Source organism: Arthrobacter rhombi (assembly GCF_900163545.1).
In the GTDB taxonomy this organism is placed as follows: domain Bacteria; phylum Actinomycetota; class Actinomycetes; order Actinomycetales; family Micrococcaceae; genus Arthrobacter_H; species Arthrobacter_H rhombi_A.
Genome location: NZ_FUHW01000046.1, coordinates 28,546 through 51,138, shown reverse-complemented (window position 1 = coordinate 51,138; position 22,593 = coordinate 28,546). Strand labels below are relative to the sequence as shown.

General features: G+C 64.9%; 17 protein-coding genes. 6 read left to right on the top strand and 11 right to left on the bottom strand.

What is annotated here, in order from left to right; translation table 11 throughout:
• Positions 1 to 64: 64 nt before the first annotated feature.
• Positions 65 to 922 carry a DUF3097 family protein gene (locus tag FM101_RS14040; protein WP_241895232.1) on the top strand — a complete coding sequence of 286 codons (858 nt, stop codon included), beginning with the start codon at positions 65 to 67 and terminating at the stop codon, positions 920 to 922.
• 97 nt (positions 923 to 1,019) lie between these two features.
• Complete coding sequence (locus FM101_RS14035) at positions 1,020 to 1,433, top strand: DUF4870 domain-containing protein (protein WP_087000743.1); 414 nt, start codon at positions 1,020 to 1,022, stop codon at positions 1,431 to 1,433.
• Positions 1,434 to 1,509: 76 nt separating this feature from the next.
• Here FM101_RS14035 and hemW read toward each other — a convergent pair whose 3' ends face one another.
• On the bottom strand, positions 1,510 to 2,739 hold the full coding sequence (gene hemW / locus FM101_RS14030; protein ID WP_087000741.1) for a radical SAM family heme chaperone HemW: 1,230 nt from the start codon (positions 2,737 to 2,739) through the stop codon (positions 1,510 to 1,512).
• Positions 2,740 to 2,744: 5 nt separating this feature from the next.
• Positions 2,745 to 4,598, bottom strand: a complete 1,854-nt coding sequence (lepA, locus tag FM101_RS14025; protein ID WP_179204342.1) for a translation elongation factor 4 — start codon at positions 4,596 to 4,598, stop codon at positions 2,745 to 2,747.
• 366 nt (positions 4,599 to 4,964) lie between these two features.
• Between lepA and FM101_RS16225 the strand changes: the two genes are divergently transcribed.
• Both FM101_RS16225 and rpsT read left to right on the top strand, forming a co-directional pair.
• Positions 4,965 to 5,270, top strand: coding sequence for a type II toxin-antitoxin system PemK/MazF family toxin (locus tag FM101_RS16225; RefSeq protein WP_428844167.1), 306 nt, complete (start codon positions 4,965 to 4,967; stop codon positions 5,268 to 5,270).
• A gap of 292 nt (positions 5,271 to 5,562) precedes the next feature.
• Entirely contained in the window at positions 5,563 to 5,823 is a 261-nt protein-coding gene (rpsT, locus tag FM101_RS14015) for a 30S ribosomal protein S20 (protein WP_087000732.1), read from the top strand.
• Between the two features lie 83 nt (positions 5,824 to 5,906).
• Here rpsT and holA read toward each other — a convergent pair whose 3' ends face one another.
• The 8 genes from holA to FM101_RS13975 form a co-directional block, all read right to left on the bottom strand.
• Entirely contained in the window at positions 5,907 to 6,959 is a 1,053-nt protein-coding gene (holA, locus tag FM101_RS14010; RefSeq protein ID WP_087000730.1) for a DNA polymerase III subunit delta, read from the bottom strand.
• 6 nt (positions 6,960 to 6,965) lie between these two features.
• The gene (locus tag FM101_RS14005; protein WP_087000728.1) at positions 6,966 to 9,563 is read right to left on the bottom strand and encodes a ComEC/Rec2 family competence protein; all 2,598 of its coding nucleotides are present in this window, start codon (positions 9,561 to 9,563) and stop codon (positions 6,966 to 6,968) included.
• 19 nt (positions 9,564 to 9,582) lie between these two features.
• On the bottom strand, positions 9,583 to 10,386 hold the full coding sequence (locus FM101_RS14000) for a ComEA family DNA-binding protein (RefSeq protein ID WP_087000726.1): 804 nt from the start codon (positions 10,384 to 10,386) through the stop codon (positions 9,583 to 9,585).
• 91 nt (positions 10,387 to 10,477) lie between these two features.
• A complete protein-coding gene (locus tag FM101_RS13995; protein ID WP_087000724.1) occupies positions 10,478 to 11,530 on the bottom strand; it encodes a DegV family protein in 1,053 nt (350 codons plus the stop codon).
• 9 nt (positions 11,531 to 11,539) lie between these two features.
• Positions 11,540 to 14,044, bottom strand: coding sequence for a leucine--tRNA ligase (gene leuS, locus FM101_RS13990; RefSeq protein WP_087000723.1), 2,505 nt, complete (start codon positions 14,042 to 14,044; stop codon positions 11,540 to 11,542).
• Positions 14,045 to 14,297: 253 nt separating this feature from the next.
• Positions 14,298 to 15,812 (bottom strand): glycerol kinase GlpK, encoded by a 1,515-nt coding sequence (gene glpK, locus FM101_RS13985; RefSeq protein ID WP_087000722.1) that lies wholly within the window; start codon positions 15,810 to 15,812, stop codon positions 14,298 to 14,300.
• Positions 15,813 to 15,859: 47 nt separating this feature from the next.
• Complete coding sequence (locus FM101_RS13980; protein ID WP_087000721.1) at positions 15,860 to 16,588, bottom strand: MIP/aquaporin family protein; 729 nt, start codon at positions 16,586 to 16,588, stop codon at positions 15,860 to 15,862.
• 147 nt (positions 16,589 to 16,735) lie between these two features.
• A complete protein-coding gene (locus FM101_RS13975) occupies positions 16,736 to 18,439 on the bottom strand; it encodes a glycerol-3-phosphate dehydrogenase/oxidase (protein ID WP_245806711.1) in 1,704 nt (567 codons plus the stop codon).
• A gap of 126 nt (positions 18,440 to 18,565) precedes the next feature.
• Here FM101_RS13975 and FM101_RS13970 point away from each other — a divergent pair, with 126 nt between their 5' ends.
• Together FM101_RS13970 and FM101_RS13965 are read left to right on the top strand one after the other, a co-directional pair.
• Positions 18,566 to 19,588 (top strand): sugar-binding transcriptional regulator, encoded by a 1,023-nt coding sequence (locus FM101_RS13970; protein ID WP_087000719.1) that lies wholly within the window; start codon positions 18,566 to 18,568, stop codon positions 19,586 to 19,588.
• A gap of 64 nt (positions 19,589 to 19,652) precedes the next feature.
• A complete protein-coding gene (locus FM101_RS13965; protein WP_087000718.1) occupies positions 19,653 to 20,564 on the top strand; it encodes an alpha/beta fold hydrolase in 912 nt (303 codons plus the stop codon).
• Here the strand turns inward: FM101_RS13965 and FM101_RS13960 are convergent.
• A complete protein-coding gene (locus FM101_RS13960) occupies positions 20,530 to 22,587 on the bottom strand; it encodes a primosomal protein N' (protein WP_087000717.1) in 2,058 nt (685 codons plus the stop codon). The two genes, FM101_RS13965 and FM101_RS13960, sit on opposite strands and share 35 nt — an antisense overlap.
• Positions 22,588 to 22,593: the final 6 nt, after the last annotated feature.

The window sequence follows — 22,593 nt, the reverse complement described above, 5'->3', positions numbered from 1 at the left end:
GCGCATCGGCGCTGGTGGCCCGATCCACGAGGCTGCCCGACCCAGGGAAAGGCCGTGTCAGCAATTGGATATCCACCAGTGGGGAGCCCAGGATCTATCGGCGCCGAAAGCCCGACAGCTACGCCGAGTCCCCGCCGCACGGGGCCTACTGCTCGAAGATGTGCAGTCAGGCTGGGTAGGTGAGATCGTCCGGATCGAACGTTCCGGCGGCCTGCGACTGGTGGTCCTGGAGGATCGTCGCGGCAAGACCAGATCCTTCCCCACCGGCTTCGGTTTCCTGGTGGAAGGCGAGCCCGTGGAGATCATCGAACCCCAAGCCACAGCGTCTGGAACCGGAGCCAGCGGAAGTAGGAGCGCCTCGGGTTCGGTAAAGGTGTCGAATCTCAAAGCCCGCACCGCCTTGGCCAGTCGGATCTGGGTCGAAGGCAAGCACGACGCCGAACTGGTCGAAAAAGTGTGGGGTCATGACCTGAGGGTGGAAGGCATCGTCGTGGAACCCCTGCACGGTGTCGACGACCTGGCGGGAGCGATCGCCGAATTCTCCCCAGGCCCCCACCGCAAACTCGGGATCCTGGTTGACCATCTGATCTCCGGAACCAAGGAGGAGAAGATCGCCGCCGAGGCCATGCGTGTTCCGGGAGCCACATCCAACGTCCTGATCGTCGGACACCCTTACGTCGACGTTTGGCAGGCCATCAGGCCCCAAGTACTCGGCATCACTGCCTGGCCGGTCGTCCCCCGCGGTACGGACTGGAAGACGGGAATTCTCAAGGGCCTGGGGTGGGCCCATGCCAGCCAGGCAGATGTCGCCCTGGGCTGGCGTCGGCTTCTGGGCCAGGTGAACAGCTATGCTGACCTGGAACCGAGCCTGCTCGGACGGGTCGAAGAGGTGATTGACTTCCTCACGACAGGACGTCACTGACGCCTCGGCGCGCCGCAAGCCCCGCGAAGGGGTGCTTGGTGCACCACGTGGCGATAAACTAGGCAAAACTGTGCAGGACGGGAGGAAAGACGTAGTGATGAACGGATCAGGCAAGAAGCCCAGCGAAGGCTCAGCCGACGCGCGGCGCTTCGAGGGTTCGTCGTCGGCTCCCCTGCCGCTGACTCCTTCGGAGGACCGCCAGTGGGCGACGATCGCCCACTTTGGTGGCATTCTCGGGTGCATTCCCTCGGGGATCATCTACCTCGTCTACCGTGACCGCGGGGCGTTCACCGCGCAGGAGTCCAAGGAAGCGCTGAACTTCACGCTTCCCCTCACCGTCCTGGCCCTCATCTCCAATATCCTGATGCTCATCCCGGTGATCGGTGGGGTCTTCGCCATCATCGCCGTAGCGTTGTGGACCTATATCACCGTCAGCGGCGTGGTCGCCGGCATCGAGGTCAACCGCGGTCGGCCGTACCGTTACCCCTTCAACCTCAGACTCATCGACTAGCAGTCCGCGTCAGGAAATATTCGTGCAGGCCCGGGAACCTTGTTCCCGGGCCTGCACCCGTCCGGGAGCATCTCTCCTAGAAGTCCAGCAGCCGACGCACGATGGAATCGGCGAGCAGGCGACCATTCAAGGTCGGGATGACCTGTCCCCGCACGGCTGCCGATCCGTCAATGAGCCCGTCGGCGATGAGTCCGGCCACTGCCTGGCGTCCCGAGGACGGCAGCTCCGAAACGGGTAGACCGTCGACGATGCGGGTCAACAGCATCGTGCGTTCGAGCAGGCGAGCCTGCTCATCAGGGGTTTCGCGTCCAGCGGCAGGGGATGTGCCGGCGTCGATACGCTGTTGGTAGGCCGCAGGATGCTTCACGTTCCACCAGCGTAGACCGCCCACATGCGAATGCGCTCCGGGTCCGGCACCCCACCAGTCGGCGCCCTTCCAATAGGCCATGTTGTGACGGCACCGGGTCGCCTCGGTGCGGCTCCAGTTGCTGACCTCATACCAGGAGAACCCTGCGGCGGTGAGCAGTTCTTCGGCCAGGAGATACTTATCTGCGTGGTCGTCGTCATCGATATCCGCGACTTCGCCGCGGCGAATCTGGGCGGCCAGCCGGGTTCCGGCCTCGATGATGAGGGCGTAGGCAGAAATATGGTCGGGTTCGTAGGACAGCGCCGTCAGCAGGGAGGCCCGCCAATCGTCCAGAGACTCCCCCGGTACCCCGTAGATCAAGTCCACGCTGACAGCGAGTCCGGCTTCGCGCGCCCAAGCCACGGCCTGCCCGACCCCCTCGGGGCGGTGCGTGCGGTCCAAGGTCTTCAGCACGTGAGGAACGGCTGACTGCATACCGAAGGACACCCGGGTGAAACCGGCGTCGGCCAGCGTGCTGAGCGATTCGAAGGTGACGGAGTCCGGGTTCGCTTCCGTGGTGATTTCGGCGCCGTCCACCAGACCCCAGGTCTCGCGGATCGTTTCCAGGACCGAGGCCAAGTCTTCTGCAGGCAACAGGGTCGGGGTTCCGCCGCCGAAGAAAACGGTGGAGACTTTCCGGTCGGGCAACCCGCTGGCACGCAGCACGCCTCCGCCGAACTCGAGTTCGGCGGAGGCTGCCGCTGCATAGGTGTCCTGACTGGAACCGGAGCCGAGTTCATGAGCCGTATAGGTGTTGAAGTCGCAGTATCCGCAACGGACGGCACAGAACGGGATATGCACATAGATGCAGAAGTCGCGTTCGGTGGCGCCGTCGATGGTGCTGGCAGGCAGCAGGCCATCGGCCGGCGCCGGATCCCCGAGGGGCAAAGCTGAAGGCATGAAGACTACTTCTTGGCCTTATCCGCGGAACCTTCGGAGGACAGTGCCGCAATGAAGGCTTCCTGCGGGACCTCGACACGGCCGACCATCTTCATGCGCTTTTTGCCTTCCTTCTGCTTTTCGAGCAGTTTGCGCTTACGCGAGATATCGCCGCCGTAGCATTTGGCCAGTACGTCCTTGCGGATGGCCCGGACGGATTCACGGGCGATGATCCGCGAGCCGATGGCTGCCTGGATGGGGACCTCGAACTGCTGGCGCGGAATGAGTTCGCGCAGCTTGCGGGTCATCATGACCCCATAGGGGTAGGCCTTGTCCTTATGGGTGATCGCGCTGAACGCGTCCACCGCCTCACCCTGGAGCAGGATGTCGACCTTGACCAGATCGGCGACCTGTTCGCCCTCTGCCTTCCAGTCGAAGGAGGCATAGCCGCGCGTCTTGGATTTGAGGAAATCGAAGAAATCGAACACGATTTCCGCCAGCGGGAGCAAGTACCGCAGTTCCACCCGGTCCTCGGAGAGATAATCCATGCCGAGCATCTGGCCGCGTCGTGATTGGCATAGTTCCATGACCGAGCCGACGAATTCATTCGGGGTCAGGATCGTGCCGGCCACCATCGGTTCGCGGACTTCTTGGATCTTGCCGGCAGGGAACTCGCTGGGGTTGGTCACGGTGACCACCGACTTATCCTCGGTCACCACGTCGTAGATGACGTTGGGGGCCGTGGAAATGAGATCCAGGTTGAACTCGCTTTCCAGGCGTTCACGCGTGATTTCCAGGTGCAGCAGACCCAGGAAACCCACGCGGAAGCCGAAGCCCAGGGCTACCGAGGTTTCCGGTTCGAAGGTCAGTGCCGCGTCGTTGAGCAGGAGCTTGTCCAGGGCATCGCGCAAGACCGGGTAATCCGATCCGTCGATCGGGTACAGCCCGGAGAAGACCATCGGTTTGGGATCCTCGTAACCGCCGAGGGACTCCGGAGCGGGATTGACGAAGGAGGTGATGGTGTCGCCGACCTTTGACAGCCGGACGTCCTTCACACCGGTGATCAGGTAGCCGACCTCGCCGACGCCCAGGCCTTTGCAAGGTGTCGGTTCGGGCGAAGATACCCCGATCTCGAGCACCTCATGGGCGGTGCGCGTGGACATCATCTGGACCTTTTCGCGCGGGCTCAACTTCCCGTCGACGACTCGGACGTACGTGACGACACCGCGGTAGGTGTCGTAGACGGAGTCGAAGATCATGGCTCGGGCCGGGGCATCGGCATTGCCGACCGGAGGCGGTAGGTCGCGCACGATTTTGTCCAACAGCGCGTCGACGCCTTCGCCGGTCTTTCCCGAGACCTTCAACACGTCCTCAGGGTTGCCCCCAATGAGTCCGGCAATTTCGGCGGCATACTTCTCGGGTTGCGCGGCTGGAAGATCGATCTTATTGAGCACAGGGATGATCGTCAGATCGTTTTCCATGGCCAGGTAGAGGTTGGCCAGAGTCTGGGCTTCGATCCCCTGGGCGGCATCGACCAGTAGGATCGCTCCCTCGCTGGCTGCCAGCGACCGGGACACCTCATAGGTGAAGTCGACGTGGCCCGGGGTGTCGATCATGTTCAGTGCATAGGAGACGCCATCGACTTCCCACGGCATGCGAACGGCCTGGGATTTGATGGTGATGCCGCGCTCACGCTCGATATCCATCCGGTCCAGGTATTGTGCCTTCATCTCACGCTGGGAGACGATCCCCGTGGATTGCAGCATCCGGTCGGCCAAGGTGGACTTCCCGTGGTCGATATGGGCGATGATGCAGAAGTTCCTGAGGATCGCCGGATCGGTTGCGGCAGGCACCGGTGCGGTGCGGGCCATGGGTGACACGTAGGTGACCTCACTCTGGGGTTCTTGATGGGACTGATGGTGGGCGCGGTTGCACCACAGATCCTCATTGTTCCACGATTCGGCCTCAAGCCGGTCCCCGAAGCGGGCGTGGCGGACCGCTGTTACCGTAGGCGCATGCAGATCAGTGCGCGCAGTATGAGGAAAATTGTTCGACTTGGTTCCCAAGCGATCCGGCTCTTTCGGTCCAGTCAAGGCAGCACAACGCAACGCTCACAGAGCCCCGGAACTGCGCCGCAGCAATCGTCGGGGCAGTGGGCCGAACGACCCTACCCCGGGGACTACACCGGCAGGTTCACACCCAGATATGCCCCGCAACCCGATGGCCTCCCGGACCCCGGGGAAATCGTGTGGACGTGGGTCCCCTATGAGGAGGACCCAACCCAGGGCAAGGACCGCCCCGTCCTTCTGGTGGGCCGCGACGGGGAACTACTCCTGGCCCTGATGCTGACCTCCCGGGACCATGACAACCCCCATCACCGTGACGCGGACTACGTTGATATCGGAACCGGAGCCTGGGACCGGCAGGGCAGGCCCAGCGAAGTAAAAATTGATCGGGTGATCCGCGTTGACCCCCAGGCCATTCGTCGCGAAGGTGCCGTGCTGGGTCGGCAGGCCTTCGAACGGGTCAGCCGGGCCCTGAGGGAAGCCTGAGCCGTCCCGCGTGAAACGGGTACCTTTCTCCGTCGGTTACCGCCACAGTTGTCGAGGCGAAGGGTGCCGCTCAGGTGGAAAAGCAAGTTGATCTCAACAGAATCCCCGACCCGCCTCAGCCGGTGTCGAATCGCGACGACCGGGCATAGCTGCTAGGATTGCTTGCTGTGTGTCCGCGCAGGTCGACGGGCACTTCTCCCGGGTCGCCATAGGTATCCCCACGCCGCTCAGTCGATGGCTCGGGAGGGACCCTCACCGACCATTTTCCGCGAAAGCAAGAGAGTTTAAACTAGTGGCAAACATCAAATCTCAGAAGAAGCGCATCCTCACCAACGAGAAGGCCCGCGCCAACAACGCGGCAGTTCGTTCGGATGTGAAGACCGCCATCCGCGCTGTCAAGCAGGCCGTGACCAAGGCTGATAAGGATGCTGCGACCGCAGCTCTGAGCGTTGCCGGTCGCAAGCTCGACAAGGCTGTCTCCAAGGGTGTCCTGCACAAGAACAACGCAGCGAACCACAAGTCGGCCATCTCCAAGAAGGTCAACGCGCTCTAAAGCTCGTTCAAGGTTTCATCGTGAGAAGCCGCTTCCGGTCAACCGGAAGCGGCTTCTTCGTTTAACTGCCCGAGGGCGACTCATCAGCGCTGCGCGGCCAAGGCGATACCGGTCACGGCACGCTCAACCGCATAATGCGGATCCCGCGAAGCCCCCTTGACTTGGGCGTCGGCCTCGGCAACCAGCCTCAGGCAACGCACCAGGTCATCCGCTGAGAAATACCTCGCCTGCTCCTGCGCCTGCTGGATCTGCCATGGCGCCATGCCGAACTCCTGAGCCATGGCACCAGCGGAACGGCGTTGCCCGGAGACCTTGGCCACTTGACGGAGCTTCATGGCCAATGCGGCGACGATCGGCACCGGATCCGTGCCGGTGGCCAGGGCATGGCGTAGCGTCCCCAAGGCGGCTGGCCCGCGACCGGAGAGGGCGGCATCGGCGACCTTGAAGCCGGTGGCTTCCACCCGTCCACCGAAATACCGGTCCACGGTCTCCTGATCAACCTCACCGGTGGTGTCCTGAATTAATTGGGAGCAAGCCGCCGCCAATTCCCCCAGATCGGTACCAACCGCTGCCACGAGGGCCCGCGTTGCCTCGGGCAGAATGCGGCGGCCGGCCGCCTTGAATTCCTGGGACACGAAGTCGACCTTCTCGGAATCCCTTTTCAGGGGTTGGCAGTCGATGACCCCGGCACCGGCGGCCTTGAGCGCATCAAGTACCTTCTTGCCCCGATTCCCACCCGAATGGTGCAAGACCATCACCACGTCGTCCGCGGGTGATGCTGCGTAGGCGAGCGCGTCTTCAAGGAAGTCTTCGTTCATGGTGGCCAAGGAGGTGGCCTCGATGATCTTCGCTTCACCGAAAAGGGAGGGGCTGGCCGCCAGAAGCAGCTCACCACGCTGATACGTGGAGGCATCGAAAGCGGTGATCTCGGCGTTCCCGTCGCGTTTGCGCACCTGCTGGCGGATCGCTTCAAAAACACGGCCCGCGATGTAGTTCTCTGGCCCCTGGAGAAGAACCAGGGGGGCGGGGGCCACCTGACGCCAGCCCGTGCGATCCTGTGTTCGCGTTCCCGTAACCCGGGATCCTCCCGCGGACTTATTGGCCACCCTGATCCACCTTCCGTTGGAGTCTGACATTGCATCCTATCGTCCCGAGGCCGGTGCCGACCTTCCGGTGACGATCAACTCGCCTGTGCGGGAAGCCCGCAACCGGATGGTGCCGTTAAGATCCGTGCGGAAGCAATGCATACCTGCTTGGTGCAATGCCTTGAGGATCATCGGTGTGGGGTGTCCGTAGCTGTTCTCGGCCCCGACACCGATCAGCGCCACCCGGGCACCGGAATGATCGATGATGGCGGTCCCGCCGTTTTTCGCCCCATGGTGGCTGACCTTCAACACGTCTACCCGAAGATCGGGCTGGGTGCGGATGACCGCATCCATCGCCTCCTCCTCCAGGTCGCCGGTGGCCAGAAGGGTGAAGGTCGGCAGCCCGTGCCCGGCGATCGTGAAGACGACGACGAGTGAGGCATCATTTTCTTCCTCACCCCGGGGGTCTCCGATGGGGCCGATCACTTCCCAACTGACTGGACCGGCCGTCCCGCTGTCTCCGACGGGCGGTTTCGTGGCTTCCAGCCCAGGTGGCAACCCCGGGAGTTCCGTGCTGTTGGTTCCCGTGGAGAAAAACGCACGCTCCACCGTCCTGCCACGGACGGCGCCCGCCACCCCGCCAGCATGGTCGGCATGCAAATGGGTGATGAAGAGGGCATCAATGGTGTGGACACCGAGCTCGCTGAGGCAGTCATCAACGATGGCGGGCTCCGTACCGGTGTCGATCAGTACTGCGTGATCGGGGGCGGAGCGCAGGACAAAGGAATCCCCTTGTCCAACATCGCAGGCCGCGACCTGCCAGCCGTCCTGCGGGGGTGGCCACCAGCTGGTGGCCGGGACCGTGATCCCGGCCAGCAATCCCAGGCACCCTAGCGCTGCGGCGACGGCAACGGTTCGCCGGCCGGGGGCGGCGAAGTGCTCGTTGCCCGGTACCAACCAGGCAGTGAGAGCTTGCTGGCGCGGCCGACTGGCCTCGGTGTCTTTCTGGGCTCCCCCGACCGGCGGCGTTGCGGCGAGCCAGACCGAGATCAGGGCCAGAGAGGCCAGCAGGACTGCGGCTCCCCGTCCACCCAAACCTTCTGGCCACGGCAGCAACGCTGCGGGCAGGCCGTTGATCAGGTTGCCCAGCTTCCCGATCCAGTCGGTGGGGATGCCCGCGATCCAGATGAGTGGCTGGGCCCAGGGGCCCGGTACGGCACACAGCACCAAGGCCGACATCCCCACCACGGTGACCAGCGGGACAATGGGCGCAGCCACAACATTCGCCGGCACCGCATACAGACTGAACGCAGGGTTCATGCCCAGCAAAACAGGGAGGCAGAAGAGCTGGGCGCTGGTGCTGATGGCCACGCCATCTGCCAACCAGCCAGGCATGATGCGGCGCCCCAGCGCACCCAACCGTTGGCCCATGAGGACGATTCCGGCGGTCGCCAGGGCCGAGAGCTGAAAGGCGGGCTCTCGGGCGTACCACGGATCCCACGCCAAAACGCCGCAGACGCAGAGGCAAAGCGCAGTCAACGCCTGGCGGCCTCTGCCGAGGTAGACGGCGACGGCGCCGACGGCACCCATCACGGCGGCACGGATGACGCTGGGTTCGGGATGGACCAGGATGACGAAGCCGACCAGAGTCAGCAGCGATGCCCCCAAGGCCAGCCACCGGTTGACCCCGCAGAACCGGCATAACCACAACACGCTCCCCAGGATCATCGCCACGTTGGCCCCGCTCACCGCGGTTAAATGAGCCAGACCAGCGGTTTTCATGGCGGTGTCCAGTTCCGCATCCTGAGCCGAACGGTCCCCCATCACCATTCCCGGAAGAAGCGCCGGACCATGGCCGGGAAGGACTTGGGACTCCCGGGCAAACCGTCGTCGCCACTCTTCGGAAAGTGGTTCCTGCGCCCCGGCGTCGTGGGTATGCATGGACGCGGCCGCCCGCAACCAGTACCCCTGACGTTCTCCCGGATCCGCGAGACGAAGACGTGCCAACCCGGAGACGATTCGCCCCGGTGCCGGATCTTCGTCAGTGATGTGCCCACGGTCCATGACCAGCACTGCTTCGGCCGCCCCGGCATGCCAGTTGCCGGCGGCCGAGTACTTCAGGATCCTGACATCCACCAAAAGTGTTGTGGCAGGTTCCTCCACCTTTTCGGGGCCCTGCTGCCCAATGATCGACTCCCCCGCAGCATCCGTCCCGTGAGATTTCAGCCAACGCGGGTCCCCGGTGATGACGGCCTCGACCCGCACCGTGCTCGAACTTGCTGCCAAAGCCGCGAAGGTCGGATCCCGCTGGGCCAGGGAATGGGTGGAGATCGCCGCCGCTACCAAGAACACCCCGACCGCTGCCGCGGCCACCGGCGTCCACCAATGGTGGGACCATGCCAACAGGCCCCTGTTGCGTAACAGCACCCAGAACAGCGAAACCAAGACAAAGCCCAACGCTACGGTGAGCGTCCGCGCAAAAAGCGGATCGTGTTGGACCAGCTCCCCAGCAGCAATCCATGCTCCGGCTGCCGCGGCGAGACTGCGCAGGTCGAGGTAACCGTCGTCAACGGGCCCTGAGGTGGTCACGGCCTGGGGGCGTGTCCAGCGGGCGAAAAGGCGCGGAATGAAGGCTGTGCCGACAGCTTTCAGCATGACGGCGTAGCCCCGTCCACTAGTTGAACCGGAGCAGCGGTTCGAGCCGCTGCATCATGGCGGGACCTATGCCTGACACGGCATCGAGTTCCTCCATGGAGGCAAAAGGTCCGTTGGCCGCACGGAATTCGATGATTCTCGCGGAAAGGGCAGGGCCGATGCCTGGCAGTTCCTGCAGATCGGTTCCATCGGCGGTATTGACGTCGATCTTGCCCTCGGGAGCGCCAGCTTCGCCAGCCGTCCCTGCTCCCGGCGCTCCCGCCTGCGGGGGTGCTGCCCGGTCTGCGGCGGCCGGAAGTTCGTCGGTGGTTGGTAGATACAGTTGTTGTCCGTCCACCAAGGGTGCCGCAAGATTTACGGCTGCAGGTGCCGCACCGGAGGCCAAACCCCCGGCGGAGCGGACAGCGTCCTGGGCCCGGGCGCCGGACGGGAAATGATAGACGCCCGGCTTTTTGACTGCACCGGCAACATGGACCAGAACCGTTGCGGGGTCAGCCGCGGCGGAACCGTTGGATTTTCCTTGGGCCGCAGCAGAGGCTCCCGGCTCAGGCGCTGCCCTCGTTGAACCCGGCGCGTTGCCACGGGCGTCAGGCGTCGGCGGGGCGGACGCCGTGGTGGTTTCGGCACTGGGATCCATGGCCACGGCGTCGAGTTGTTGGCCCGCGCCCTCCGGGGGATGGAAGAGCAGGCTGGCCGCGATCCAGATGACTGCGGTGAACAGCAAGCACATGATGGCCCCGCGCCCCAACCGGAAGCGGAAACGCAGACGCGGGGCGGGGCCCGCTGCCATATCGGTGCGCTGTTCCCAACGGTGTCGGACCATTCCCCCAGCCTAGGAACGGCCGGCGGCCGCCCCAAGCAGGGGTTCGCGGATGTGGACAACGCCGCTGTCCGGCCTGCTGTGGAGGCCCGCCTCAGTCGTGCTGGATGGGCCCTGGTTCCTCCAGGTCATCGGTATCGTTGGCAGCTTCGGATCCGGTGTCCGGTTCCTGCGGCTCGTCGGGGTCCGGCAGGGCTGCGATGACCACGGCCAGCACCCCGGCACCCGCGTGGGCTGCCAGGACGGTAGGAAGCGGTTCGCAGAGCACGTCGCCGATGCTGGAGCTTTCCAATTCGGCGCAGAGCTCATGGGCCTGGTCGGGGTTGCCGAAATAATGGACGGCGATCCGGGCGCCGGCCGGTGCGGCAGCTGCCTCTTCTCGCGAGATCTCGACCAGCCGGGACATGGCCCGCGGCATGGTCCGCACTTTTTCGTGGACACCGATGCGGCCATTTTCGATGGCGAGCAAGGGTTTGACAGCCAACAGGGTGCCAAACACGCTGGCCGCGGCACCGATCCGTCCGCCCTTGCGCAATTGTTCCAAACTGGGAACGACGAAGAACAGCCCATGGTCTTGTGCGCGGTTCACCACGTGTTCGAGTTCCTGTGCCGTGGCCCCCGACTCCGCGGCGATGACTGCCTCCATCACCGCCAATCCCTGGGCCAGCCCAACGGTCCTGGTGTCAAGGACGGTGACCTCGACGTCGACCTGCTCCGCGGCCCAGCTCGCCGCATCAACGGTTCCCGAGAGTTCCTTGGACAGGTGCAGCGAATAGATCCGTTCGAAACCTGCGGCGGCGAGAGATTCATAGGTGCGTTGAAAGGCCCCGGGGGCTGGCCTGGAGGTCTGCACGGAAGCTCCGGTGGCCAGCGCCAAGGCGAGGGCCGTCTCGACGTCGTCCAGTCCTTCGGTGTAGATCTGTCCGTCGATCATCACGGGCAAGGGAAGGATGCGAAGATATTCGGCATGCTCCTGCGCCCACGCTGCCGGGATGGCAGCGGCCGTATCCGTCACCACTGCGGTACGCGGTCCGCTACTCCCCCGCGCGCGTTGGCGCCGCTCACGGGGAAGGAACCGTTCCAGGAAGCCGGTCGGACGTCCCGCGGTATGAGCCGTCGGGACGCCCCGGCGCGGAGCTGAAGGCATGTCCCTACCTTAGGAGGCTGGAACGAGGTTCACGAGCTTCGGCGCCCGGACAATGACCGTTCGCAGCTCGCGTCCGTCCAGGGCCCGTTGGATCGTCTCCGAGGCCAAGGCCAGTTCCCGCAGCTCCTCTTCGCCGATATCGGCCGGCACATTGAGCCGATCACGCACCTTGCCCTTGATCTGCACGATGGCGACCACGGTGTCCTGAACCAGCAACGCGGGATCCACCGTCGGCCAGCCGGCATTGGCCACCGACGGGCTGTGGCCCAGACGCTCCCACATGTCCTCGGCCGTATACGGGGAGAACAGGCTCAGGATCACGGCCACGGCCTCAGCCGCCTCCCGCACGGCCGGGTCGGAGGCGCCGACGCCGGAATCGATCACCTTGCGGGTGGCGTTCACCATTTCCATCAGCTTGGCTACCACGACGTTGAATTTTCCTGAATCCAACAGGTCGGCAGCTTCGGAGATCGCCCGGTGGGTCACGGTACGCAACCCCTGGTCCCCGGTGGACGGGTCGGCCCCTACCTCACTGCTGACGTCTTGGGCCAGGCGCCAGGCCCTGGCCAAGAACTTTCCGGCAGCCGCCGGGGAAACATCCGCCCAGTCGACGTCGTCTTCAGGCGGTGAGGCGAAGATCATGGTCAGGCGTACCGCGTCGACTCCGTACTTATCCAACTGTTCGCCCAGGTCCACCCCGTTGCCCAGCGACTTGCTCATGGCCTTGCCACCGTTCAGAACCTGCCCTTGGTTCAACAAGGCGGAGAAGGGTTCGCTGGCCTGGATCAAGCCGAGATCGTGGATGACCTTGGTGAAGAACCTGGCGTACAGCAGGTGCAGGATCGCATGCTCGACCCCACCGACATACTGGCCCACCGGCATCCATGCGTCGGCCGCTTCCGGGTCGAAGGGCCCCTCGGTGTAGTCCGGGGACAAGAAGCGCAGAAAATACCAGGAGGAGTCAACGAAGGTATCCATCGTGTCGGTGTCGCGGGTTGCGGCACCACCGCAGCTGGGGCAGGTGGTGTTGACCCAGTCGGTGGCCGCAGCCAACGGGGAGGTGCCCTGTGGGGCCAGCTGCTCCCCCCGCAGGTCATCCGGCAGACGCACCGGCAGCTGGTCGTCGGGGACCGGGACCTCACCGCACCGTGGGCAATGGATGATGGGGATCGGAGTTCCCCAGAAACGCTGGCGCGACAGCAACCAGTCGCGCAACCGGTAGTTCACCGTATGTTGGCCGGTTCCTGCGGCTTCAACAATTTCCACGGCGCGGGCAATGGCGGCGTCCTTCTCCAGGCCGTCCAGCTCCCCGGAGTTCACCAAGGTCCCCTCACCGGTCGTGGCGACCCCACTGGTTGCCGGGTCCTCTTCGCCGGTATCCAGGACGACGCGGATCGGCAGGTCGAAGGTCCTGGCGAAGTCCAAGTCACGCTGATCGTGGGCGGGCACTGACATGATGGCCCCGGTGCCGTAATCGGCCAGGACGTAATCGGCTGCCCAGACCGGCAGGCGTTCACCGTTGAGCGGGTTGATCGCATACCTGCCGAGGAACACCCCGGTCTTGGTGCGTTCGGTGGACTGACGTTCAATTTCCGTCAGTGCCTTGACCTGATCCTGGTAGGCGGCCAGTTCCTCGCGGTGCTGCGGTGCCACGAGATCGTCGGCCAAGACGGCGTCGGCGGCAACGACGAAGAACGTTGCCCCATGCAGGGTGTCGGGCCGGGTGGTGAAGACCGTCACCTGACGCTCCGCAGCGTCCTCGTCGGTCGGTTGGATCACGAAATCGACATGCGCCCCCTCGGAGCGGCCGATCCAGTTGCGCTGCATGGCCAGCACGCGTTCGGGCCAGTGGCCCTTCAGGGCGTCCATGTCCTCGAGCAGACGGTCGGCATAGTCGGTGATCTTGAAGTACCACTGGTTCAGGGACTTCTTGGTCACCGCGGTTCCGCAGCGTTCGCAGGTGCCGTTGACGACCTGCTCGTTGGCCAGCACCGTCTGGTCCTTGGGGCACCAGTTCACCGGGTGGTCCTTGCGGTAGGCCAGCCCCTTGTCGTAGAAGCGGGTGAACAGCCATTGGGTCCACCGGTAGTATTCCGGGTCCGACGTGTGGATCCGTCGTGACCAGTCGGCGCTGATGGCGTAACGCTTGAAGGACGCTGCCTGGGTTTCAATGTTCTTATACGTCCACTCCGCAGGATGGGCGTTGCGTTTGATGGCCGCGTTCTCGGCGGGCAGGCCGAAGGAGTCCCACCCGATCGGGTGCAGGACGTCGTACCCCTGCTGGCGCCAGTACCGGGCAATCACGTCACCCATGGCGAAGGCTTCGGCGTGGCCCATATGCAGGTCACCCGACGGATACGGGAACATGTCCAGCACGTAGCGGCGTTCGGCGCTGCCGTCGTCCTTGGGGGTGAAGACTCCCAGTTCCTCCCATACGGGTTGCCACCGTGCCTCGAGCTCACTAAAGCTGTAGGTGGTGCCGGTCTCCGGGGTTCCGGGTGCCTCTGTGCTCACGGTGGGTTCGCCTTCTGGTAGTGCAGATTCGGTTGGTCATGCAGTCCCGGCAGCCGCCGATGTTCCCCCACGGGGTTCCAACGAAGGCCGAACATGAAAAAACCCCTTGGCATACAAGGGGCAGCCGGACGGTTCGGGCCCGGCTAGAAAAGAAGTAGGACTGCTGACATGGGGCCAGTCTACAGTACGGCGGGGCCGTGACACGGTGGATGTCACGGCCCCAGCCTGCAGATCAGAGCATCGGCACGGTGGTCTAGCGCACGTCCTCGTCGACCCAGTCGAAGGTCTTGGTGACGGCCTTCTTCCACAGACGCATCTGACGGTCACGTTCGGTGGGATCCATTTCGGGTTCCCACCGCTTATCCTCGGCCCACTTGGCCCGCAATTCGTCGCGGTCCGACCAGAATCCGACGGCCAGCCCGGCAGCGTAGGCGGCACCCAGGGCCGTCGTCTCGGTGACCTGGGGTCGGACGACCGGGACACCGAGCATATCGGCCTGGAACTGCATCAGGGTCTCGTTGGCGACCATGCCGCCATCGACCCGCAACTCGGTCAGCGGCACTTCGGCGTCGGCATTGACCGCGTCAAGGACCTCCCGGGTTTGGAATGCCGTGGCTTCCATGGCCGCCCGCGCGATATGCGAGCGGTTGGCGAACCGCGTGAGCCCGACCATCGCGCCCCGAGCGTCGGGACGCCAGTAGGGGGCGAAGAGCCCCGAGAACGCCGGGACGATGTAGACGCCACCGTTATCCTCGGCCTGCGCGGCCAGGTCCTCGACCTCCGCGGCGGAGGAGATCATGCCGATGTTGTCGCGCAGCCACTGGACGAGGGAGCCGGCCACGGCAATGGAGCCCTCCAAGGCATAGACGGGCTTCTCGCCTTCGAGCTGGTAGGCAACGGTGGTGAGTAGCCCGTTGGAGGACTTCACAATGTCTTCACCCGTGTTGAAGATCAAGAAGCAACCGGTGCCGTAGGTGTTTTTCGCTTCGCCGGCGTTGAACGCTGCCTGGCCGAAGGTCGCGGCCTGCTGGTCCCCCAGGATGCCCGCAACCGGGACCTCACGCAACAGCTGGTTGGTGTGCACCGTGCCGTAGACCTCCGAGGAGGATTTGATGGCTGGCATCATCGAGATCGGGACGCCGAAGTCGGCGAGGATCTCTTCGTCCCAGGCCAACTTCTCCAGGTCCATGAACAGGGTGCGGGAGGCATTGGTGACATCGGTGATGTGGATGCCGCCGTCGGTGCCGCCGGTGAGGTTCCAGGTCACCCAGGTATCCGTGTTGCCGAACAGCAACTCCCCTGCTTCGGCGCGTTCACGGACGCCGTCGACGTTGTCCAGGATCCACTTGATTTTGGTGCCCGAGAAATACGGGGCCAACGGCAGGCCCACCCGGTCCTTATAACGGTCCCCGCCGCCGTCGGCGGAGAGCTCCTCGACGGTGTTCTGGGTCCGGGTGTCCTGCCAGACAATGGCGTTGTAGACCGGCTTGCCGGTGTTCTTGTCCCAGACCACCGTGGTTTCACGCTGGTTGGTGATGCCCACGGCGGCGATGTCGTGCCGGGTCAGGTTGGCCTTGGAGAGGGCGCTGCCGACGACTTCACGGACGTTGGTCCAGATTTCCTCGGCGTCGTGCTCGACCCACCCTGCCTTCGGGAAGATCTGCTCGTGTTCCTTCTGTCCGACGGAGACGATGGAACCGTTGTGGTCGAAGATGATGGCACGTGAACTCGTGGTGCCTTGGTCGATGGCGATGATGTTTTTGGTCATGGGTTTCTTCCCTTCGAAGTACGGGTGATGAGCAGCGCGATCGTTCCCTAGAAGAGGGCGCCTCCGGCCAGGCCACCGATGGCTCCACCGATCAGTGGGCCGACGACCGGGATCCAGGAGTAGCCCCAGTCGCTGGGACCCTTGCCCTTGATCGGCAGGAAGGCGTGGGCAATGCGGGGGCCCAGGTCACGGGCCGGGTTGATGGCGTAACCGGTGGGGCCACCGAGGGATGCGCCGATGCCGACCACGATCAGGGCCACGGCCAGCGGGCCCAATCCGTTGGGGGTCAGTCCGAAGCCGGCAATGACGAACACCAGGACAAACGTCGCGATGATCTCGGTCAGCAGGTTCCAGCCCTTATGGCGGTAGACGGGGCCGGTGGCGAACACGCCCAGCTTCGCTGCGGGGTCCTCCTCGGCGTCGAAATGTTGCTTATAGGAGAGGTAGGCCAACACGGCGCCGATGATGGCGCCGACCATTTGGGCGGCGAAGTAGAGCAAAGTGCTCGCCAGCGTGATGGCCACACCCGGGGCGTACTCGTCGACGTTGGGGTTGACCAGCAGCCCGACGGTGACTGCGGGGTTGAGGTGGGCGCCGGAAGCGGCAGCGACCCACACGCCGGCGAAGACGCCGAGTCCCCAGCCGAAGTTGACCATCAGGAAGGTGCCATTATTGCCTTTGGCGCCCCTGAGCACGGCGTTGGCCACCACGCCACAGCCGAGGAGCATCAGCAGCATGGTGCCGAGCGCTTCGGCGCTAAAAACTTGAAGAGACATCGTTGACTCCTATGTAGATTTCAATTGTCAGGGCATCATTCGATGCTCCCGCGGTGATCCGGCAGCCGGCGGTTGCCGGCGCGGAAATCATGGGACCGGGCCGGGCTCATCAGCGCGGTCCGGCACGGTGGTGTTTCGCTGTGTTGGCTAGGCAGATGCCTGCGTGAAGGCGACTCCATGCTCTTCGGACAGGACGCGGCGGGTATCGGCTCGCTCGGACTCGACGCGAGCGGCGTCCCAGCCCAGCACGGGCGCCAACACGTCGGCGCATTCGTCGATCAGTTCGGTGGTGACCAGACCACGGAAGGCCAGCGAGGTCCGGCGAATGAAGACGTCCACCAGCCGTCCGATCTGCTCGTGGTTGGCCATATGGGTCAGCTCGTCCACGCTGAGTTCGCTGCTGCTCAGCAGCAGTGCGTCATCGGCTCCGCTGGCATCCAGGACCTCGTCGGCACGGGTTCCGTAGCGTTCGAGCAGGACCGCCAGTCGTTCGCGGCTTGCCTGTGAAGCCCTGGCGGAGATCCACTGTTCGCGTTCGACGTCGTTGCGCGGGTAATCAACGCCACCACCGATGGCTAGGGAACTGGTATCGGGGCCGCCGGACCGTCCCAGCGCTGTGAGGACCTCGCCTCCCAAATGTTCGGCCAAAGCCCTGAATGTTGTCCATTTGCCGCCGACCAGGCTGAGCATCGTGGATCCCTGGGCACCTGCTCGCTTTTCGATGCGGTAATCACGCGAGACGAACCCGGGCTGGGTGTCGTCGTGGCGCGGAAGGGGGCGGATACCCGAGAAACGGTAGACGATCTCCTGCCGGGAGACGGCAACTTCGGGGAAGACATGGTTGATCAGCTCGAAGAAATAGTCGACTTCCTCGGCGGTGCAGCGTGCGGGCTCGTTGATATCCGCGTCGATGTCCGTGGTGCCCACCAGCACCCGGTCCCCCATCGGGTAGATCAGCACGATCCGTCCATCGCTGTGCTCGAAGAAGATTTCGCGTCCACCGCAGGCTGCCAGCAGTTCGGGGCTGTCCAGCACGATATGCGATCCCTTCGTGCCTCCCATGAACCGACTCTTCTGGCCCAGGGCGCCGTTGGTCTCATCGACCCAGGCGCCGGTGGCGTTGACGATGACCTGGGCAGTGAAATCGAATTCCTCGCCGGTGAGTTCGTCGCGCAGTCTCGCGACGCCGTCGTGCTCGTTGACCAAGGAAACGTAGTTGGAGGCCCTCGAGTCCGGGTTGGCACGCAGGCCATCGTGGAGCACATCCAAGGTGAGCCGTTCGGGGTTGTGCACGGAGGCATCAAAGTAGGTGGCCGCATACTTCACGTCGTCCCGCAGGGCCGGGAGATCGTGGAGGGCCTGGCGGCGGCCATGGAAGCGGTGGCGTTCGGTCAGGCGCCCTGAACCGGCGAAGGCGTCATACATCATGAGTCCCGCCTTGATCAGCAGTGCCCCGCGTTCTTGGGGCTTGCCGTTGCGGTGGGTCAGAAAGCGGGCCGGTGCACTGAGGATCCCGGAGAAGGTGGAGAAGATCGGAATGGTAGTGCGCAGGGGTTTGACGTAATGCGGGGCGATGGCCAGCAGGGTGTTGCGCTCTTGGACGGATTCGCGCACGAGCCGGAATTCACCGTTTTCGAGGTAGCGGATGCCCCCATGGATCATATGGGAGGAGGCCCCCGAGGCCCCTTGGCAGTAGTCTCCGCGCTCGACCAGCGCGACGTCGATTCCTTGCAGGGCCAGGTAGCGGAACGTGGCGACCCCATTGATGCCGCCACCGACGATCAGGACCTGGGCCTGAGGCCGCTCCGACAATTGTGAAACGCTCTGGCGGGCTGCTTGCGTGGGTGACACTCTGATCAATCCTTTGCTGCGAAATGGAACTGTTGGTCCCCTGAACGGGCAACCGACCAGTAGTCTTGCCAGTGCAGAACGTTGCCGTCAATCACATTGCACAAATGTGCAAGAACCGGAGGAATCATGGCTCGGGACCCGCTGGCAGAGCAGCCGGGAGACGGAATAGGTGAGCCGAACGTTCATGGCGCACGACACATTTCCGGTGATCGGCGAGAACGTGATGCCTTGCGTGCTGCCCAGCTGTATTACGTCCAGGAGTTGACCATGGAGGCCATTGCCCGGGACCTGGGGGTCTCCCGGTCAACCGTCTCCCGCCTGCTATCGCTGGCCAAACGCAACGGCCTCGTGAAGATCGAGTTGAACCCACCGCGGGGCCGAGCCACCTCACTGGTGAAGGAGCTGGAGACACGGTACGGGGTGCGCGGTCATGTGGTGCCCACCGACGGTTCGCTGTCCGAGGCAGAGGTCCTCGAACGCGTGGCAGCGCATGGGGCGCATGTGGTCCAACCCCTGATTTCTTCGGGGATGACCGTTGGCCTGGCGTGGGGTTCCACGCTCACGGCCTTGAGCCGGCACCTGGTTCATAAACCCACCCATGACACGGTGTTCGTCCAGCTCAACGGCGCCGCCAACCCCCAGACCACCGGCATCTCCTATGCCAGTGAAATCCTGTTCAGGTTCGGGGCAGCCTTCACCGCCCGGGTGGAACAGTTCCCGGTGCCGGCCTTCTTCGATCGTGCCGAGACGCGGGCCGCCATGTGGCAGGAACGCTCCGTCCGTCGCGTGCTGGACACCCGAACGGAGATCCGATTGGCGGTTTTCGGTTTGGGTTCCATCGACGCTGCCGTCCCGAGCCAGATCTACCGTGGAGGCTATGTCAGTGCCCGGGAAGCCGCCGGGCTGCGCGATCAGGGGGTTGTCGGGGACGTGGCCACCGTCTTCTACCGCCGGGACGGCAGCGACGATTCGATTGCGATGAACGATCGCTCGACCGGTCCCCCGCTCGAGGCCCTGCGCAGGATTCCGCAGCGTCTGGCGATCGTCGCCGGACGCGGCAAGCTCGAAGCGGTACGAGGCGCCCTGGAGGGCCGGCTGATGACCGACCTGGTGATCGACGAGGGAACCGCCTGGCGGTTGTTGAAGTAGGAGGAACCCCACCCTCGGTGTGCCACAGCGGTACCCCCACCCCACTGCCCGATAGGCTCGGTTCATGAACTCCCCCACCGATTACCGTCCCCCGTGGGTCACCCACCACCACCATCTGGGATCGGACCTATCGGTTCGGACCTACCCTTCACACGGACCATCCCACGGGATCATCCTGGCGATCCACGGTTTCCGTGGAGACCACCACGGCTTGGACCTGTTGGTCCGCCAGTTGCCGGAGTACACCATCATCGTTCCCGACCTCCCGGGGTTCGGCGACTCCACGGCCTTCACTCACGCCCGCCACGACGCGGTCACCTACGCCGGTGTCATCGATACCTTGCGGACAGATCTGGGGATTCCCGCCTCGGCCCTCCTGCTGGGGCACTCCTTCGGATCCATCGTCGCCGCCGGGTACTTGGCAGCACATCCGGGCAGCTTCGCCTCCCTGATCCTGATCAACCCCATCTGCGAACCCGCCCTGGAGGGACGGCAGGCCCTCTTTTCCCGGCTGGCTGCGGGATACTATGCGGCGGGACGTCTGCTCCCCGAACGGTGGGGGCTGGCGATACTACGCAACCGGCTGATTGTGGACCTGATGTCGGCCACGATGGGAACCTCCGGTGATGCCCGAACCCAGGCCTACGTGGTGGACCAGCACCGACGATACTTCAGCAAATTCGCCACCCGGGCCAGCCTCCAGGAGGCCTTCGCTTCCTCGATCACCGATACGGTCCGCGACGTTGCCGCAACGGTACAGGAACCGACCCTGCTGATTGTCGGTGAAGTCGATGACCTGGGCTCCGTCCCGGGACAGTACTCGTTGGCTGCCACCTTCCCGCAGGCCTGGATCGAGATCATCGCCGGGGTGGGGCATCTCATCCATTATGAACGTCCACGCACTGCGGCGCGCCTGATCAGCAACTTCGTGGACGCCCGAACTACAGCAGGCCCTGCGGGTCGACCCGCACGTTGACCACCGGGTCCCGGTTGGCCGAGGATCTGGCCTTGACCCGCCGTAATTCGGTGCAGACCGCACCTCCTTGGCCGTAGCTGAAGAACAGCAGCCAGCGGTGGACCCCGTCCTCTTCGATGACCGGCCCGGTCAGCCGGACACCCTCCGGGAGTTCGAGGGCCTCGGCAAAGGCGTCTGCCGACCGGGCGGGGCCGGACAGGGAAGCAGTGCGCACCGCCGGAGGCAGTTCCAGGTCCCGACGCAGGTTCAGCTCGCGTTCGGCGAAGCCGGCGGCATCCCAGCGCACCAGGGCGCGCACCGGATCCGACTCCCCCGCGGCAATCACCACGACACCACCGTCGCGCGATGCTTTGGCCAATGAGGCCGCCGCGAGCCACCGGTGGAGCACTTCCTCCCCGGTGCGCAGTTCGTCACGGGCGAGCATCCGGTCCCCGTCCAGCAACAACACGGCCGCGTAGCCTCCCTCGGCTACCGGCTCGGCTCCCGGGGTGGCGACCACGAGTGACGGGGAGCCGGGGACGCGACGTCGGGGCAGGCCGCCGGTGGCGCTGATGACAGGGACCTTCGGGAAGGCTCTCCCCAGTTCTTCGGCGGTACGGTCGGCGCCAATGGCCGCGGCCCGCAGACGGTGACCCCCGCAGGTGGGGCAGCTCCAGTTCGGCGCTTGGACCCCGCACCAGCGGCAGCCGGGTACGGCAGTGGAATGATCCAGTCCCATGGGGCCCGAACATTCGGTGCAGCGCACCGGTTCGCGGCACCGTTCACAGCGCACCGCCGGCAGGAACCCGGTGCGTGCGACCTGGACCAGGACGGGACCGTGATCCAACGCCTTCGAGGCCGTCGTCCAGGCCAACCGCGGCAACCGGGCGGCGTGCAGGACGGGATCGCGTTCCTGTTCGAAGGAGTCCGAACTGGCCACCACGCGGGGCGCCTGGGCCCGCAGCAGCGGCCGCGGGGCCGCAAGTTCGACGGCCCATCCGGTCAACACGAGGCGTTGGGCCTCAGCGCTGCGCGATGTGCCGGCCATCAGCAAGGCGCAGCCGGCCAGTTGGGCGCGCAAGAGCAGGGTTTCGCGGGCATGTTGGTAGGGGGCCCGCGGTTCTGCGTGGCTGGAATCCTGGTCCTCCCAGAGCACCACCAGGCCCAGGTCATGGACCGGGGCGTAGGCCGCCGACCGCGTCCCCACGGCGACGGTGGCCTGCCCCCGCGATACCCGGAGGAATTCGCGGTACCGCGGGGTGGCGCCATCCTCGGCGCTGAGCCGGGCGACGGCGGCAGGTCCCAGCGTCGCGGTCAGTGTCTCGCTGAGCCGTTCCAGGTCGCGGGCATCGGGCACGACCACCAGGGCTCCGCGTCCCGAATCCAAACAGGCAGCCACCGCCTCGGTGAGTAGCGCCGGCCAGCCGCCCGGCTGGTTGGGGATCACGCTGAGCACGGCCCGTGGAGACTCGCCAGCGGTGAGGGCCTGCCCGAACCCGGTGCCGCCGTCGTACTGCATCAGGCAGGACGGAGGCCAGGCCTCGCTCTGGTCTTTGGGGATCATGGGCTGCGCGGCCCGTGGTGCATCCGAGGCGTCCGCGGCACTGATTTCGGTTTCGACGCGCGCCATCCTCGGTGGGATGGCCGAGCGGACCACATCGGGAAGGGTTCCCGCATAGCGGTCAGCCACCGCCCGGCACAGCGCCAGGACGTCGGGGCGCAGGACGACCTCCGGCGAGACGACCTTGCCCAGGGGTTGGAGCTTCAGTCCGGGGTCGGTTTCGGTGAGCCGCTCGACGAGGTAGCCGGTGAGTTCCTGCCCGCCGAAACGGGCCCTGATACGAACCCCGGGGACGGCGACGGCGTCCAGGTCGGCGGGGACCAGGTAGTCGTAGAACCGGTCCAGATGGGGCACCTGGGTCTCCAACAAAACCCGCGCGACGGGCAGCGAGGCCGCCGGGGTGACACCGGTTGGCAGGGGCCGGCGCAGGTCGAAACCCTGCAGCAACGTGGGCTGCTCGGGCTCGGACGCTGACCGGTCCACGCGGGC